Annotated in this window: 12 protein-coding genes; 6 read left to right on the forward strand and 6 right to left on the reverse strand. The window is 64.7% G+C overall.

Annotated features, from left to right (window positions below; translation table 11 throughout):
* Window positions 1–130: 130 nt before the first annotated feature.
* On the reverse strand, window positions 131–1,141 hold the full coding sequence (locus CZ338_RS06345) for a glutamate ABC transporter substrate-binding protein (RefSeq protein WP_087117439.1): 1,011 nt from the start codon (window positions 1,139–1,141) through the stop codon (window positions 131–133).
* Complete coding sequence (locus CZ338_RS06350) at window positions 1,141–2,718, reverse strand: MCP four helix bundle domain-containing protein (RefSeq protein ID WP_087117440.1); 1,578 nt, start codon at window positions 2,716–2,718, stop codon at window positions 1,141–1,143. Before CZ338_RS06350 ends, CZ338_RS06345 begins: the two co-directional genes overlap by 1 nt.
* A gap of 132 nt (window positions 2,719–2,850) precedes the next feature.
* Here CZ338_RS06350 and CZ338_RS06355 point away from each other — a divergent pair, with 132 nt between their 5' ends.
* The 3 genes from CZ338_RS06355 to CZ338_RS06365 are packed head-to-tail and all read left to right on the forward strand — an operon-like array spanning window position 2,851 to window position 5,123.
* On the forward strand, window positions 2,851–3,315 hold the full coding sequence (locus CZ338_RS06355; RefSeq protein WP_087117573.1) for an NUDIX domain-containing protein: 465 nt from the start codon (window positions 2,851–2,853) through the stop codon (window positions 3,313–3,315).
* Window positions 3,308–4,375: an ABC transporter ATP-binding protein gene (locus CZ338_RS06360; protein ID WP_087117441.1), complete on the forward strand. Its 1,068-nt coding sequence runs from the start codon at window positions 3,308–3,310 to the stop codon at window positions 4,373–4,375. Before CZ338_RS06355 ends, CZ338_RS06360 begins: the two co-directional genes overlap by 8 nt.
* Window positions 4,368–5,123, forward strand: coding sequence for an ABC transporter permease (locus tag CZ338_RS06365; protein ID WP_087117442.1), 756 nt, complete (start codon window positions 4,368–4,370; stop codon window positions 5,121–5,123). The genes CZ338_RS06360 and CZ338_RS06365 overlap by 8 nt, the downstream gene beginning before the upstream one ends.
* Window positions 5,124–5,382: 259 nt before the next feature.
* Here CZ338_RS06365 and CZ338_RS06370 read toward each other — a convergent pair whose 3' ends face one another.
* From CZ338_RS06370 to CZ338_RS06385, 4 genes are read right to left on the reverse strand one after another with little or no spacing between them, the layout of a single operon-like run.
* Window positions 5,383–6,945: a phospholipase D-like domain-containing protein gene (locus tag CZ338_RS06370; protein WP_087117443.1), complete on the reverse strand. Its 1,563-nt coding sequence runs from the start codon at window positions 6,943–6,945 to the stop codon at window positions 5,383–5,385.
* Window positions 6,942–7,724 (reverse strand): exodeoxyribonuclease III, encoded by a 783-nt coding sequence (locus tag CZ338_RS06375; protein ID WP_087117444.1) that lies wholly within the window; start codon window positions 7,722–7,724, stop codon window positions 6,942–6,944. The genes CZ338_RS06370 and CZ338_RS06375 overlap by 4 nt, the downstream gene beginning before the upstream one ends.
* A gap of 29 nt (window positions 7,725–7,753) precedes the next feature.
* Window positions 7,754–8,827 (reverse strand): N-acetylglutamate synthase, CG3035 family, encoded by a 1,074-nt coding sequence (locus tag CZ338_RS06380; RefSeq protein ID WP_087117445.1) that lies wholly within the window; start codon window positions 8,825–8,827, stop codon window positions 7,754–7,756.
* The gene (locus CZ338_RS06385; RefSeq protein ID WP_087117446.1) at window positions 8,827–9,396 is read right to left on the reverse strand and encodes a peptide deformylase; all 570 of its coding nucleotides are present in this window, start codon (window positions 9,394–9,396) and stop codon (window positions 8,827–8,829) included. Before CZ338_RS06385 ends, CZ338_RS06380 begins: the two co-directional genes overlap by 1 nt.
* A 22-nt stretch (window positions 9,397–9,418) precedes the next feature.
* On the opposite strand from CZ338_RS06385, the gene CZ338_RS06390 reads away from it, so the two are divergent.
* The 3 genes from CZ338_RS06390 (at window position 9,419) to CZ338_RS06400 (ending at window position 12,764) form a co-directional block, all read left to right on the forward strand.
* The gene (locus CZ338_RS06390) at window positions 9,419–9,637 is read left to right on the forward strand and encodes a DUF3263 domain-containing protein (protein WP_407919363.1); all 219 of its coding nucleotides are present in this window, start codon (window positions 9,419–9,421) and stop codon (window positions 9,635–9,637) included.
* Window positions 9,638–10,182: 545 nt separating this feature from the next.
* A complete protein-coding gene (locus CZ338_RS06395) occupies window positions 10,183–11,487 on the forward strand; it encodes a LytR C-terminal domain-containing protein (RefSeq protein ID WP_087117448.1) in 1,305 nt (434 codons plus the stop codon).
* 140 nt (window positions 11,488–11,627) lie between these two features.
* The gene (locus tag CZ338_RS06400; protein WP_087117574.1) at window positions 11,628–12,764 is read left to right on the forward strand and encodes a glutamate--cysteine ligase; all 1,137 of its coding nucleotides are present in this window, start codon (window positions 11,628–11,630) and stop codon (window positions 12,762–12,764) included.
* The last annotated feature ends 16 nt before the right edge of the window (window positions 12,765–12,780 follow it).

Genomic DNA, 12,780 nt, shown 5'->3' on the forward strand with positions numbered 1-12,780 from the left:
TCGCCATCGTCGTCCGCGAATGGGTCGAACAGGACGGCCTCGGTGGCTTCGGGGGCCTCAGGGGCGTCGTCGGTGCCGGGGTGGTCCGAGTGGTCCGGCTGGTCCGGGAGGTCTGTGCGCTTGGGATCGGTCACGGCTGATCTCCTTCCACAGCGCGCGTTTCGGGTTCGTCGGGACGGTAGACGGGCGAGGGGGCTGTGCGGGCGGCGATGTGCGGGTTGAGCCAGCGGTTGAACATAGCGTCCCAGGTGCCGTCGCGGCGGATGCGCTCCAGGGTGGAGTTCACTTGGCGGGTCAGGCCGTCGTACCCCTTGGGTATGCCCACGGAATACTGCTGGTTCGCAACAGCTTCACCGGTGACGGTGGTCAGTGGGTCTTGGGCGGCGGCGCCGGCGAGAATGGTCTCGTCGCCCAAGATGGCGCCGGTCTGGAACTGCTGCATGGCCATCAGACAGTCGGTCCAGGTGCGGGTGCGCAGAATCTCCTGGTTGGGGAAGGTGCGGCGCGCCATGTCCACGACGTTGGAGCCGTCGGCAACGCAAATGCGCTCGTCGGTGATGTCGCCTGTGGACTGGATGCCCGACGCAGTGGGCACGAGCATGCGCACACTGGAATCCAGGTAAGGGGCGGAGAAGTCGATCGCGTCGAGGCGCTTCTTGGTGATGGACATAGTGCGCACCACAATGTCCACCTGCCCGGAAACGATCGCCTCAGTGCGCATCGTGGAGTCGATGAAACGGAAGTCCACTTTTTCCGGGTCGCCGAAGATGTCGCGGGCGATCTCCCGGGCTAAGTCCACCTCGAAGCCTTTGAGCTCGCCGGTGGCGTTGTCGCGGAAACTCAGCAGGTACTGGGACTGGTCCACACCCACGATGATCCGGCCGCGTTTGTGGATGTCCGGGACGAGCTCCTCCGCAGGCTCATTCACCGGGCGCAGGGAACCGGGCCAGTCAGGGTCCTCTGCGGTCTCGCCGGGGTCCTCGCCCGGAGAATCCACCTGCGCGCCGGGCGGGAGCAGCTCGTCGTGGGTGACATGGTCGCTCTCCGGCTCCTGCGGCGGGGGAGGGGTGGGTGCGCAGGCGGCCAAGAACAGGGCGGAGGCGGTGGTGGCAACGAGACGTCGATAAGCGGGGCGTGCCATTACACATACTCCTGGATTCGGGGGCGGGCGCCGACGAACACCATCACGATGGCCAGCAGCATCAGGGTCATGATGCCAGTGGACACGCCGCGGGTGGTGCCCAGGGTCTCATGGATGTGGCCGCGTTGCTCGAGGCGGGAGGAGGAGATGAGGTGGGCGAGGGAATCGTCCAGAACCGCGAATGTCGTCGCAGTTGACTCCTCCGATCTGTCTTCGCTGTCAGCGGCAAGCGTCACGGCGCGGTCGTACTGGCCGGTCTGGAGCGCGTTCATCATGCTCGTGTGAGCGCTGCGCCAGGCGGCGAGCGCCTCACGCGCGGTGTCGACCTCGTCCGTGTTCGCGTCGTTCTGGATCGCATCGAGTGCGTGCGCGACCTGCGCAGACGTGTCGTTCATGGATCTGTTCGTGCGTTGCGTGTTGCGGTTGAGCAGCGTGATCGTCTCCGCCGTGCGCATTTCCTGCGCAGCCGTGCGGGCGGTGGTGAGCTGCTCATATGGGCCCGCCACGCTGGCGAAATCGTCGCGTCCCGCGTTCCACGCCGCGATATTGGATGCGCCGAGCCACACGATCGCCGCAAGGGTGAGTGCTGTCGCCGCGAGGAAACCCTTGTTCAGGCGCCGGCGGAACATGCGCCACAACGCCCACTGAGCGGCGCCGAGCGCGAGTAGCGCCGCCAACAGCCCCGACAGCGGCATGAGCTGCGGGCGGGAAAGACGATTCATCTCGTCCTCCACCTGGCCGCGCGTGATGTCCAGGATCACCTCCGCTTTGATCAGCATCGTCTCGTGCATCAGCGAACTCGCCTGAGACATGTACGCGACTCCCAGCGGGTTGCCCACGCGTTGATTCGCCTGCGCGCGCTCCATCAGCCCGGTGTACTGCGGGATCAGCCGCTGAATTTCGCGCACGAGGTCCTGGACTTTCTCCGTGTCGTCCGCGCGCGTTTCCACACTGCCGCGCAAGACCTCATCTGCCGCGACCACAGCCGCATCGACTGCGTCCAGGTACTCGCGGTGGGACTCCGCCGTCTGCAGTCCAGGCTGCACAAACGACGTCGTAGCCAACGTGTCCGCCTGACTCATGCTCGTGTACAGCGTGTGCGCCGAATTGCTCATCGGCTCCGTGGCATTCAACAGGGTCTGCAGCCCCGCCTGACGGTTCGCACCCGCCTGCGACGCCGCCCACGCGCCAGCGAACAGCACGATCGACAGCGCCAGCAACATAAGCAGAAGCTTGCCGACGGTCGTCCTCACAAACCCCCACGCATCCCCCACCCAACGGCCCGTGCCGCCCAGAGAATCAGCGAACCAATTCCTGATTCCCCGGAGGCCCTTCTGCGGAGGTGTTTCCTCCAGCAGGTCGAGCCACGCGTCTTCGCTCTCCACTACCTCTGGCCGGGCCTTCGACTTCCGCGGCGTGAAGCGCGGCAGTTTCACGCGGGTGCTGCCGCTTTGCGCGGGCGGGATGCCTACTTCCGCGGTGGTCGCTCCGGTGCTGCCGGTGCTAGGGCCCTCGTGGGCGGCGCGCACAGGGTCGGTGGCTGCTGCCGCCTTGTCCTGCCCCTGTGCCCGCGTCATTGCCCCAGAATAGCGCACCACCTGAACACTCCTGGGCGAGTTCGCATGTGCACCGGGCTCGCGCTGTTCCTGTTCCGCGGTGTTTTCGTCCGCCCGACCGCGGTGGTTCACGCGGCCGTTAGACTGGTGCGCATGGAAGGTGACGGCAACGGGTGGGTCGACGGCCCCGGCGGCAAGCGCGTGTGGGGAAAGTACGGTGCGGCAGGGCTGTTCCTGCGTGCCGGGGACACGGTGCTGCTCCAGCACCGTGCGCACTGGGTTGCGGACGGTGGGACGTGGGCACTGCCCGGCGGCGCGCGCGATTCGCACGAGACAGCGGTGGAGGCGGCGCTGCGGGAGACGGTGGAGGAGTGCGGTATCGACACCTCGCTCGTCGAGGTGGAAAAAGAGCTGGTCACGGCCGGTGAAGCACCTGGTTGGACCTACACCACTGTCATGGCGCACACCACCACAGGCCAGCCCATCGCGCTCGAGCCCAACGAGGAATCTATGGAGCTTCTGTGGGTTCCCCTGGACAGAATCAGGGAGTATGAGCTGCACCGGGGGTTTGAGTCGTCGTTAAGCGTGCTTTTGTGGCACGCTGAAGCGCATGATTGACGTTTCACACCTGACCAAACAATATGGCCAGGTCCGGGCGGTCGACGACCTCTCGTTCCAGGTCGAGCCTGGCGTGGTCACCGGCTTCCTCGGGCCAAACGGCGCGGGCAAATCAACGACGATGCGCATGATCCTCGGCCTGGACACGCCCACCGCGGGCACCGCGCTTATCGACGGCTCACCCTACCGCTCCCTCCACAACCCCCTGCGCAAGGTCGGCGCGCTGCTGGACGCCAAGGCGATCCACCCGAACCGTTCCGCCCGCAACGCGCTGCTGTGGCAGGCACAGGCCTCCGGTATCGAAGCCTCGCGCGTGGACGAGGTTCTCGACCTCGTCGGTCTCACCTCCGTGGCCAACAAGAAAGCTGGCGGGTTCTCGCTCGGTATGGGCCAGCGCCTCGGCATCGCCGCCGCAATGCTCGGCGACCCCGAGTACCTGATTCTTGACGAGCCCGTCAATGGCCTCGACCCCGAAGGCATCCGCTGGGTCCGTGAGCTGCTGCGCCGCTTCGCCTCCGAAGGCCGCACCGTGCTGGTGTCCTCGCACCTGCTCGCCGAGATGGCGCAAACCGCCGACCGCCTCGTGGTCATCGGCAAAGGCCGCCTCGTCGCCTCCGGTTCCGTCCACGACTTCATCAAGCAGAACTCCGCCGTCACCACCATCGTGCGTACCCCGCACCTGGACCAGTTCGCGTCCGCCCTGGGTTCTGAAGGCGTCGAGTTCACCCGTACCAGCGACCCCGACGGCCGCCCCGTCCTGGAGATTCCCAACCGCTCCTCCGAAGACGTCGGCGCCCTCGCGTTTTCCACCGGCGTCATGCTCACCGAGCTTTCGGAGCGCCGCGCCTCCCTCGAAGACGCCTACATCCGCCGTACCGAAGGCGCCGTCGAGTACCAGACCGGCCTGCCGTCCGGTGCCGCACCTGCTGGCTCCGTTCCTGCACCCGCACCTGGTGCCGCGCCTGCTGCTGGCTCTGCCCCCGCAGGTCCCGCCCCGGTTCCCGGCGCTGCCCCCGCTTCCGGTTCCTTCGATTCCATGACGGGAGATCACCGTGCTTAATACAATGCTTTCTGAATGGACGAAACTCCGCACCACCAGCTCCTTCTGGTGGACGTCTGCTCTCGCCCTGGTGTTCTCCCTCGGCTCCACGATCCTCATCGCGGCCCTGGATAACCCGGACTTTCCCACGTACGGAGGCGCCATGGCCGTGGCCGGTTTCAGCTCCTTCGGTCTGATGACACTGATCATCCAGGCCATCATGGTGGTCACCACCGAATACCGCTTCAAAGTGAATTCCACGAACTTCTCGTTGACTCCAAAGCGCTGGCAAGTGGCTCTGGCGAAGCTCCTGGTTTACGGCCTGTACGCGGCGGTGTTCTCGTTTGTCACCATCCTCCTGTGTTTCGCCATCGGTGACCTCGTGGCTGCGAACCCGATCGAGTGGACGGACAATCCGTTCGTCTCCCGTTCGCTGTGGGCCATCCCCCTCGCGACCTTCGTCGCTGTGATGTTCGCCCAGGGCATTGGCTGGATTGTCCGCGCAACTGCTGGTGCTATTGCTCTGTACCTTGGTTGGCAGCTGGTTCTCGAGCCCTCCCTCGCGCTGATCCCGCGCATCGGCCGCGAGATCCAGACCTACGCGCCGTTCACCAACCTGACGTTCTTCATGCAGAACTTCAAGAACCCGGGTGTTGAGCCCGGTGTCAGCGAGCCCCTCTCCCTTTGGGCCTCCTTCGGCCTTTTTGCTGTGTGGGCGGTCGTGCTCTACGGCATCGGCCTGCTGCTCTTGGAGCGCCGCGACGCCTAAACCTCCCTGACCCTTCGTGCTCCCTCTCTCCAGTGAAAAGGAGACTTCTGAACTGGGGAAATGGAATCAGCCGCAGATAAGCGATGTCGATTTTCTCAAGGCTGACATTGGCTGGTGAACGATTCGACTGTTCTTGGAGTGACGTCTAACGGGCAAAACGTGATGACCTGCTTTTATGAGAAAATATGCATGTGATGCGGTGTGAATCGTTCACCGGTTGGTCCGGCCCCAACTGTTTTCTGGTAACCAGAGTCGGCGATTACTGCAGAGCGGAGGTCAGCTTCAGCACGTTGTCGATGTAGCGGCGGACCCAGGAACGCTGGCTCCATTGCTCGAGGGTGAGCTCATGGGAGACAGAGAGGTAAGCAGCGGCGAGGTCGCACAGCTCGTTGATGAGGGGGCCGTCTAGGACGAACAGACTGTTCTCGTAGTTGAGTGAAAACGAGCGCATGTCCATGTTCGAGCTGCCCATCATGGCGATCTCGTGCATCTCAGCGGCAGAAGCTGCAGCAGCCGGGGAAGACCTGGAAACAGGGGAGGACTCGGAAACAGGGGAGCCCTCAGGGGAAGAAAAAGCGGACCACGCGGCGGGGTCGGCGATGGCGAACTTGGAGTGCAGGACGTAGGGGGCGGGGAACTGCCAGATGTGCACGCCGGCCTCGAGAAGCTGCTGGTAGTAGGCGGATTGGGCGTGCTGGACCATGAACTGGTCGGCTTTCTCGCCGACCAGCAGGTCGACGCGGACACCGCGGTAGCAGGCGGTGGTGATGGCCTCGAGCATGGAATCGTCGGGCACGAAGTAGGGCGAACACAGGATCAAACGTTCGCGCGCGTGGTGGATGAGGGTGTTGAACATCCGCAGGTTCGGCTCGGTGGTGTAGCCGGGGCCGGAGGGGATGAGCTGGAGGACGTTCTGGTCGTCGGCTTCCGGGTCGCTGTCGTGGGGCGGGGTGATGTCGATGACTTCGTCGGATTCGGTGTACCAGTCCACGGCGAACACGGACTCCAGCGATGCGACGATGGGGCCGGTGAGTTCGACGAAGGAGTCGACCCACTGGCGGCCCTTCTTCACGTGGCTGCGCATCAGGTAGGAGCGGTCGATGAGGTTGAATGAGCCCATCATGGCCACGCGGTCGTCGATGACGATGAGTTTGCGGTGGTTGCGCAGGTCGGGCCGGCGGAAGCGCCACTGCAAGGGGAGCAGTGGCAGCATGAGGTGCCACTGTATTCCGGCGGCGGTGAGCTTGCGTTTGAATTTGCGGAAGCCGGGGTATTTCTGGGAGCCGATGTGGTCGAAAAGCACGCGGACATCCACGCCGCGGGCGACGGCGCGCTCCATTGCCTCAAACACGGGGGCTGTCGTGGTGTCCCAGGCTTGGGCGTAGATTTCGATGTGGACGTAGGAGGTGGCGGCGTCGATAAGCTCGGCGATGCGCAGCATCGTCTTCTGGTAGTCGCTCCACAGCGCTTTCGCGTGCCCTTCGAGTGCCGGGAAGCCGGTGAGCGTGCGGTTCAGATGCGCCATGGATGTGATGTCGCGGCTCAAAGGCGCGCCGTCGGGCACGTCGGGGAAGCCAGCGTGGACGTCGTTGATCTCGTCGACCGCTTCTTTTTGGATGCGGTGGCGGCGCCGCGAGAGGTACGTGGAGCCGAAGAAGAAGTACAGCGGCAAGCCCAGAAACGGGATCAGGAGGATGACCAGCAGCCACGCGTTCGCGCTGGATGGCTTGCGGTTTTCGGGGATGACACCGATCACGGCGAATTTGATCGTGTAATCCACGATCATCAGGATCAGTTGCCAGGTGGAAATGTCGGGGATCATCGGACGTCGTCGATAAGCACGCGCGTCACGTCGTAGTCCGCGACGACGGGTGCGTGGTCGGAAGCGCCCTTGCCTTCGCGCTCATGCTTATCGACGAACCCCTTCCCCTCAAGCCCCGTCAACTGGAAATCGATGAGCATGCCTTCATTCTTTTGAAAGCGCATGGCCTTGTAGTCCCAGTATGAGTACGGGTCCTCGTGTTTCACGGGGGCGAGCCCGGATTCGAGGAGGTTGTCAAAGGCCGCGCGCTCCGGCTCCGTCACGTGAGTCTTGCCTTCGAAGAACGCGCGGTTCCACACGTCTTTGTCGGTGGGCGCGATGTTGTAGTCGCCGCAGAAGACCTGCGGGGTCCCCGGCTCCACAGCTTCGGCGAGACGCCACAGGAACTCCAGCTTGTAGTCGTAGTGCCGGTCGCCGATCTCGCGGCCGTTGGGGATGTACAGGCTCCAGATGTCCACGCCGCCACACGTCGCTCCCACTGCGCGGGCCTCGCGCTTCTGGGGCTCGTCCGGGTCTTTGTGGAAGCCGGGCTGGTTGGGGAAGTGGTCCCTGACGTTGTCCAGGCCCACGCGCGAGATCAGCGCGACACCGTTCCACTGGTGGTACCCGACGTGGGCGACCTCGTAGCCTGCCGCCTCGAACGCCGAGTACGGGAATTTATCGTCCGAACACTTCGTTTCCTGCATGGCCAGAACGTCCACGTCGTTGCGCTCCAAAAACGCGACGGCACGGTCGACGCGCGTGCGCACCGAGTTGATGTTCCACGAGGCAATCCGCATGCGCTCTACCCTAGATCACCCTTGGCGCTTCAGTCTTCGGAGTCTTCTTTTGAGTCCTCTTCGAAATCTGCGAGAGTGGCATACCGGTGGCGGTGGTGCTCGACAAACCCGAGCTTGTCGTACAGCCCGATCCCCGCGTCATTGCTGGCCAGTACCTGCAGGTACGCGTCCGTCGCGCCACGCGATGCCCCCCAGTGCAGCATCTGCCAGCCCAGCTCCGTACCCAGGCCCTGCCTGCGGTAGTCCGGCGCCACCTCCACCGCCGAGTAGCCCAGCCACACACGGCCGTCGTCGGAGGAGGTGATGGTGCCGCGGGTGATGGCCACGGTGCGGCCCGGGTTCTCGCCGGTCTGCTCGCCCGTTTCTGCGAGCAGCCGGCCGAAGCCCAGCTCCCCGTCGATCTCCTCCGCCAGCTCCGCGAGCGCTTCCGGAGGTAGCGGCTGGCCACGGAAGTGGTACATGGCCAGCCAGTCGTCGTCGGGTGCGGCATCGACGCGGAAGGTGAAGGGGTTTTCGGGCGCGGGGCGGTCCGGGAGGTCGCCAAGGTCACAGAGATCGCCGAGATCCCCGAGCGAGCGGGTCATGGTGATGATCTCCGGGCCCAGCTCCCACTTATCGGGGTTGCGTTCCACTAGGTGGAGGGCTGGTTTGCCGATGCGCTCTGGAATCAACAACTGCACCGGCATCCCGCGGGAGCGGTAGAACTCGGCGATGCGGTCGATCGGGACCGGCTGCAGGCTCGCGGAGTGGCCGATGGGGGTGGCGCTGTTGGAGCGTTCGGTGATGGAGGAGCCGGAGCGGGCAAGCCAGGCGTCGATAAGCTCGTGCTCCTGGCCGGGGAACGCGCGGGCCGTGGCGGTCTCGACAGCGCGGATGTCGCTGTTGCGGATGCGGCGCGGGCTGAGGCGGCGGACGATGAGCGGCTCGTCGATGCGGATCGCCTCCGCGTCCGACGGCATGCCGCCGACCTTCTGCGGGCGGACCACCAGCGGCTCAAGCGTGACCACGTGGCCGATGACGTCCGTCGCGTGGTTGCCGTACCGGCGGCGCACCACCACGCGGTCACCGGGTTGGACTGGCTCGGAGCGGAATGGGGACGACACTAGTGGCCGAACGGGTCCGGATCTTCACCGGGCATCCACGTGTTGCCCGCGTGGTCCCATCCGTTGCGCTTGATCGCGCGCTTCGCCTCGCGCTTGTAGCGGCCCGTGAGAACGTCCAGGTAAACATAGCCGTCCAGGTGCCCGACCTCGTGCTGCAGGCAGCGCGCGAAGAAACCGGTGCCCTCGACCTCGATCTCGTCGCCGTTCTCGTCCAGGCCCGTCACCTTCGCCCAGTCCGCGCGGCCGGTGGGGAAGGACTCGCCGGGTGCGGAAAGGCAGCCTTCCTCGTCGTCGCCGTCATCCTTCGGCATCGTCTTCGGGATCTCGGACGTCTCCAGCACCGGGTTGATCACCGTGCCCCGGCGCATCGTGTCCCCGTCCGGGCAGTGGTAGACGAACAGCCGTTTGTTCACACCGATCTGATTCGCCGCCAGGCCCACCCCGTTCGCGGCATCCATCGTCTCGTGCATATCGGCGATGAGCTCCTGCAGCTCCTCCACCGGCTCCGTCACCGGTTCCGTCGGGGTGTGCAGGACTGGGTCGCCGTAAATCACAATCGGTCGGATCATGCGGTTCAGTATAGTTTCGCGTGTGGACCCGTCTGACTTGGCTATTCTCGACTTCGCTGGCCGCGCCCCCCGCAGCCTCGGTGCCCGCGAAGACGCCATCCGTGCTGAGCTGGGCATATCGCCCTTCCGCTACTACCAAAAGCTCAATTCGCTTATCGACGACCCCTCCGCCCTCGCCGCCCGCCCCCAACTCGTCCGCCGTCTGCAGCGCATCCGGGAGCAGCGGGTGATCGGGGGCTAGCTGGCTCAATTCGCCGGGATTCGCCCAGGAATTCGCCCAGGATGTCAACCCCAAACGTTAGTTTCCCCAGGTGGGCTTTCGGGGGCCTATTGCGGGTTCCTGGGGAAACTAACTTTTAGGGTTAACATCCTCGGTTTGACCCAACTTTGGGACCCGTCGCCCCGAGCCGGCCTTGTGTTCGTGCCCCGATGAAGGCGGTGCGCCACCCCAAAAAGGCGATCGGTAACTATCGAACGGCAACAATGCTCTTTCGGGGGCTGGTATGTGCGGAACAGCATACGTAACAGGCGGGGGTTACCGTTCATTTGTTACCGTTCGCAATTTTGGTCCCAGCTGCCCGCCGTCTGGTTTTGATGCCCAAACAGCGGCTGCCGTGTTGACCGGGCGGCCCGAGGTGCTTGGTTGATGGATCGACTACTGCCACCCCGTCTGCAGTGCCAGCTGCAGAAACCGCAGGAACTATGCAGCGCATAGTTAGGGTGCGGTCGGGGTTTCTCGGCGCGTCGCAAAGAATATAGTTAACTGAGAGCATTAGAGTGACGGCCGTGACTAATGTGAACCCTGGTGACCGTGACCCGCGCAACGGCCGCTTCGGCGGCTCCCGCAAGTTCTTCAGCCGCGACCGGAGCGACGACCTGCTGCAGGACCGCGACGACCTCGCGGACGACCTGGTGCAGGATCATGCGCCCGAGCACTACGAAACTGCTGGCGACGGCTCTTTCGACGAGGCTCTCGAGGAGTACTACGACACCCACGCCGACGCCGATTACGCTCGGACCGAGCCAGCTTCGCGCGGCAAGCACCACCGGGTTGAGGAGGTCCTCGAACCGGAAGAGGTCGAGTACGCGGATTATGACGATTACGACGATTACTCCGACTACAACGAGACAGGCCATGCCGTAACTGCGGCAGGCACTGCCGGTGCCGGTTACGCGAACGCCAACTATGCCGGCAACTATGCCGAGGGCGTCGAGCCCGATTACGTCGACGCCGAGGTGGACGCCGACTATGAACGGGACTACGAGCCGTACTACGAGGATGAGGACGACCGCGCCGTCGCAGCCGGTGTCCCCGCTGCTGCCGCAACCACGTCCGCAGCCCCGGCGGCGGGCGCTGCGGCAGGGGCCGGCAGCTCCAGCACCGCTGCCGCCGCGGGCGGCGTACCCAAGCGCGGTCTGGCCATGATCCTCATTGCCGTTGCGCTGTTGCTCGCACTGTGGGGCGTGTACGCGATGACCAGGGGTGGTGCCGACGATCAGGCCGCGAACGATCCCGCCAACCAGTCGGCGCAGGATCCGAACAACCCGAACGCGCAGAACCCGAATGACCCGAACGCGCAAGGCCAAAACGAGCAGAGCGGCCAGGGGCAGGCCCAGAGCCAGAACCCGAACGACCCGAACGCGGCAGGCCAGCAGGGCCAGAACGCCAACGACCCGAACGCAGCGGGTCAGCAGGGGCAGGGCCAGAACCCGAACGATCCGAACGCGCAGAACCAGGGCAACGGTGCGGCCCCGGCGGGTGCCAATGCGCCGATGACGCGCGAGAACATGACCGTGAACGTGTACAACAACTCGGCGATCACTGGCTTCGCGGACCAGGTGGCCACGCAGGCGAAGGGCAAGGGGATGAATGTCGGCGAGGTCGGCAACATCCCGGGCGAGGTGGTCACGTTCGGGGAGAACACCGTGCTCTTCGATAAGAACACCCCGGGCGCGGAGGACCGTGCGCGCGAGCTGGCGGACAAGGTCGGCGGCGTCGCCGTGCCTATCGACGACCGCATCCCCGACGAAGCCAAGAAGCCCGGTTCCTTGACGCTGGTGCTGGCGGAGAACCGGGAGGTCACCCTCTAGCTTCGGCGCGAAGTTGCGAGGCGTTGGAAAAGACGCTGAAACTAAACCATGGACCGTTCCCGCAGTAATTTGCGCGGGGGCGGTCCATGCCGTATTCAGAAGTAATGACTCAGCCAGCAAACCAGGCAGTCCAGGCAGTGATGGATCCGTTCCGGGATTTCGCCCGTTCGGAGGGCCCGAGCCTGGGTGTGGAGTGGGAGATCGCTCTCGTCGACCCGGAGACCCGGGACTTGGTGCCGTACGCGGCGGAGGTCATCGAGGCGGTGGAGCAGCGGTGGCCGGAGACGCACCTGGAAAAGGAGTTTCTGAAAAACACCATCGAGCTGGTCACGCCGGTGTGCGCGAACACCGCAGAGGCGATGTCGTACCTGAAGGAGACGAAGGACAAGATCCAGCAGGTCGCCGACGAGAAGAACCTGCAGCTGTGGGCGGGCGGCGGTCACCCGTTCGCGGACTTCCGCACACAGCCGGTGGGGGATAAGCCGACGTACAAGGAGATCATCAACCGCACCCAGTACTGGGGGCAGCAGATGCTTCTGTGGGGCACGCACGTGCACGTTGGCATCCGTCACGAGGACCGTGTGTGGCCGATCATCAACGCGGTGATGACCAAGTACCCGCACCTTCTGGCTATCTCGGCCTCGAGTCCGGCGTGGGAAGGCCTGGACACCGGCTACGCGTCGAACCGCACCATGCTCTACCAGCAGCTACCCACCGCGGGTATGCCGTACCAGTTCGGCAGCTGGCAGGAGTGGGTACAGTTCATGCGCGACCAGACCACGTCCGGCGTCACGTCGCACACGGGCAGCATGCATTTCGACGTCCGCCCCGCCGCCAAATGGGGCACCATCGAGGTGCGGATTTCGGATGCCGCTACGAACCTCGAGGAGCTCGCGGCTGTGGTTGCGCTGACACACTGCCTCGTCGTGCATTACGACGAAATGATCGACCGCGGCGAGGAACTCCCCACCCTCCAGCCGTGGCACGTGGCGGAAAATAAGTGGCGCGGTGCCCGCTACGGTCTCGAGGCCGAGGTGATCACCAGCCGGGACACAGACGAGCGCTTGGTCACGGATGAGTTGAGGGACATGGTGGGGGAGCTGGGGGGCGTCGCTAAGCGTCTCGGCTGTGTTGAGGAGCTGAACTTGGTGAACAAGATCGTGGAAAATGGTGCCGCCTACCAGCGTCAACGCGCCGTGTACGAGCGGACGGGCGACTGGCACGGAGCGGTGGATCAGGCGGTGGCGGAGCTCCGCGCCGGGCATCCGAGCGCCTAAGCCCGGGCACCTAAGC

This window comes from Corynebacterium urinipleomorphum, assembly GCF_900155535.1.
In the GTDB taxonomy this organism is placed as follows: domain Bacteria; phylum Actinomycetota; class Actinomycetes; order Mycobacteriales; family Mycobacteriaceae; genus Corynebacterium; species Corynebacterium urinipleomorphum.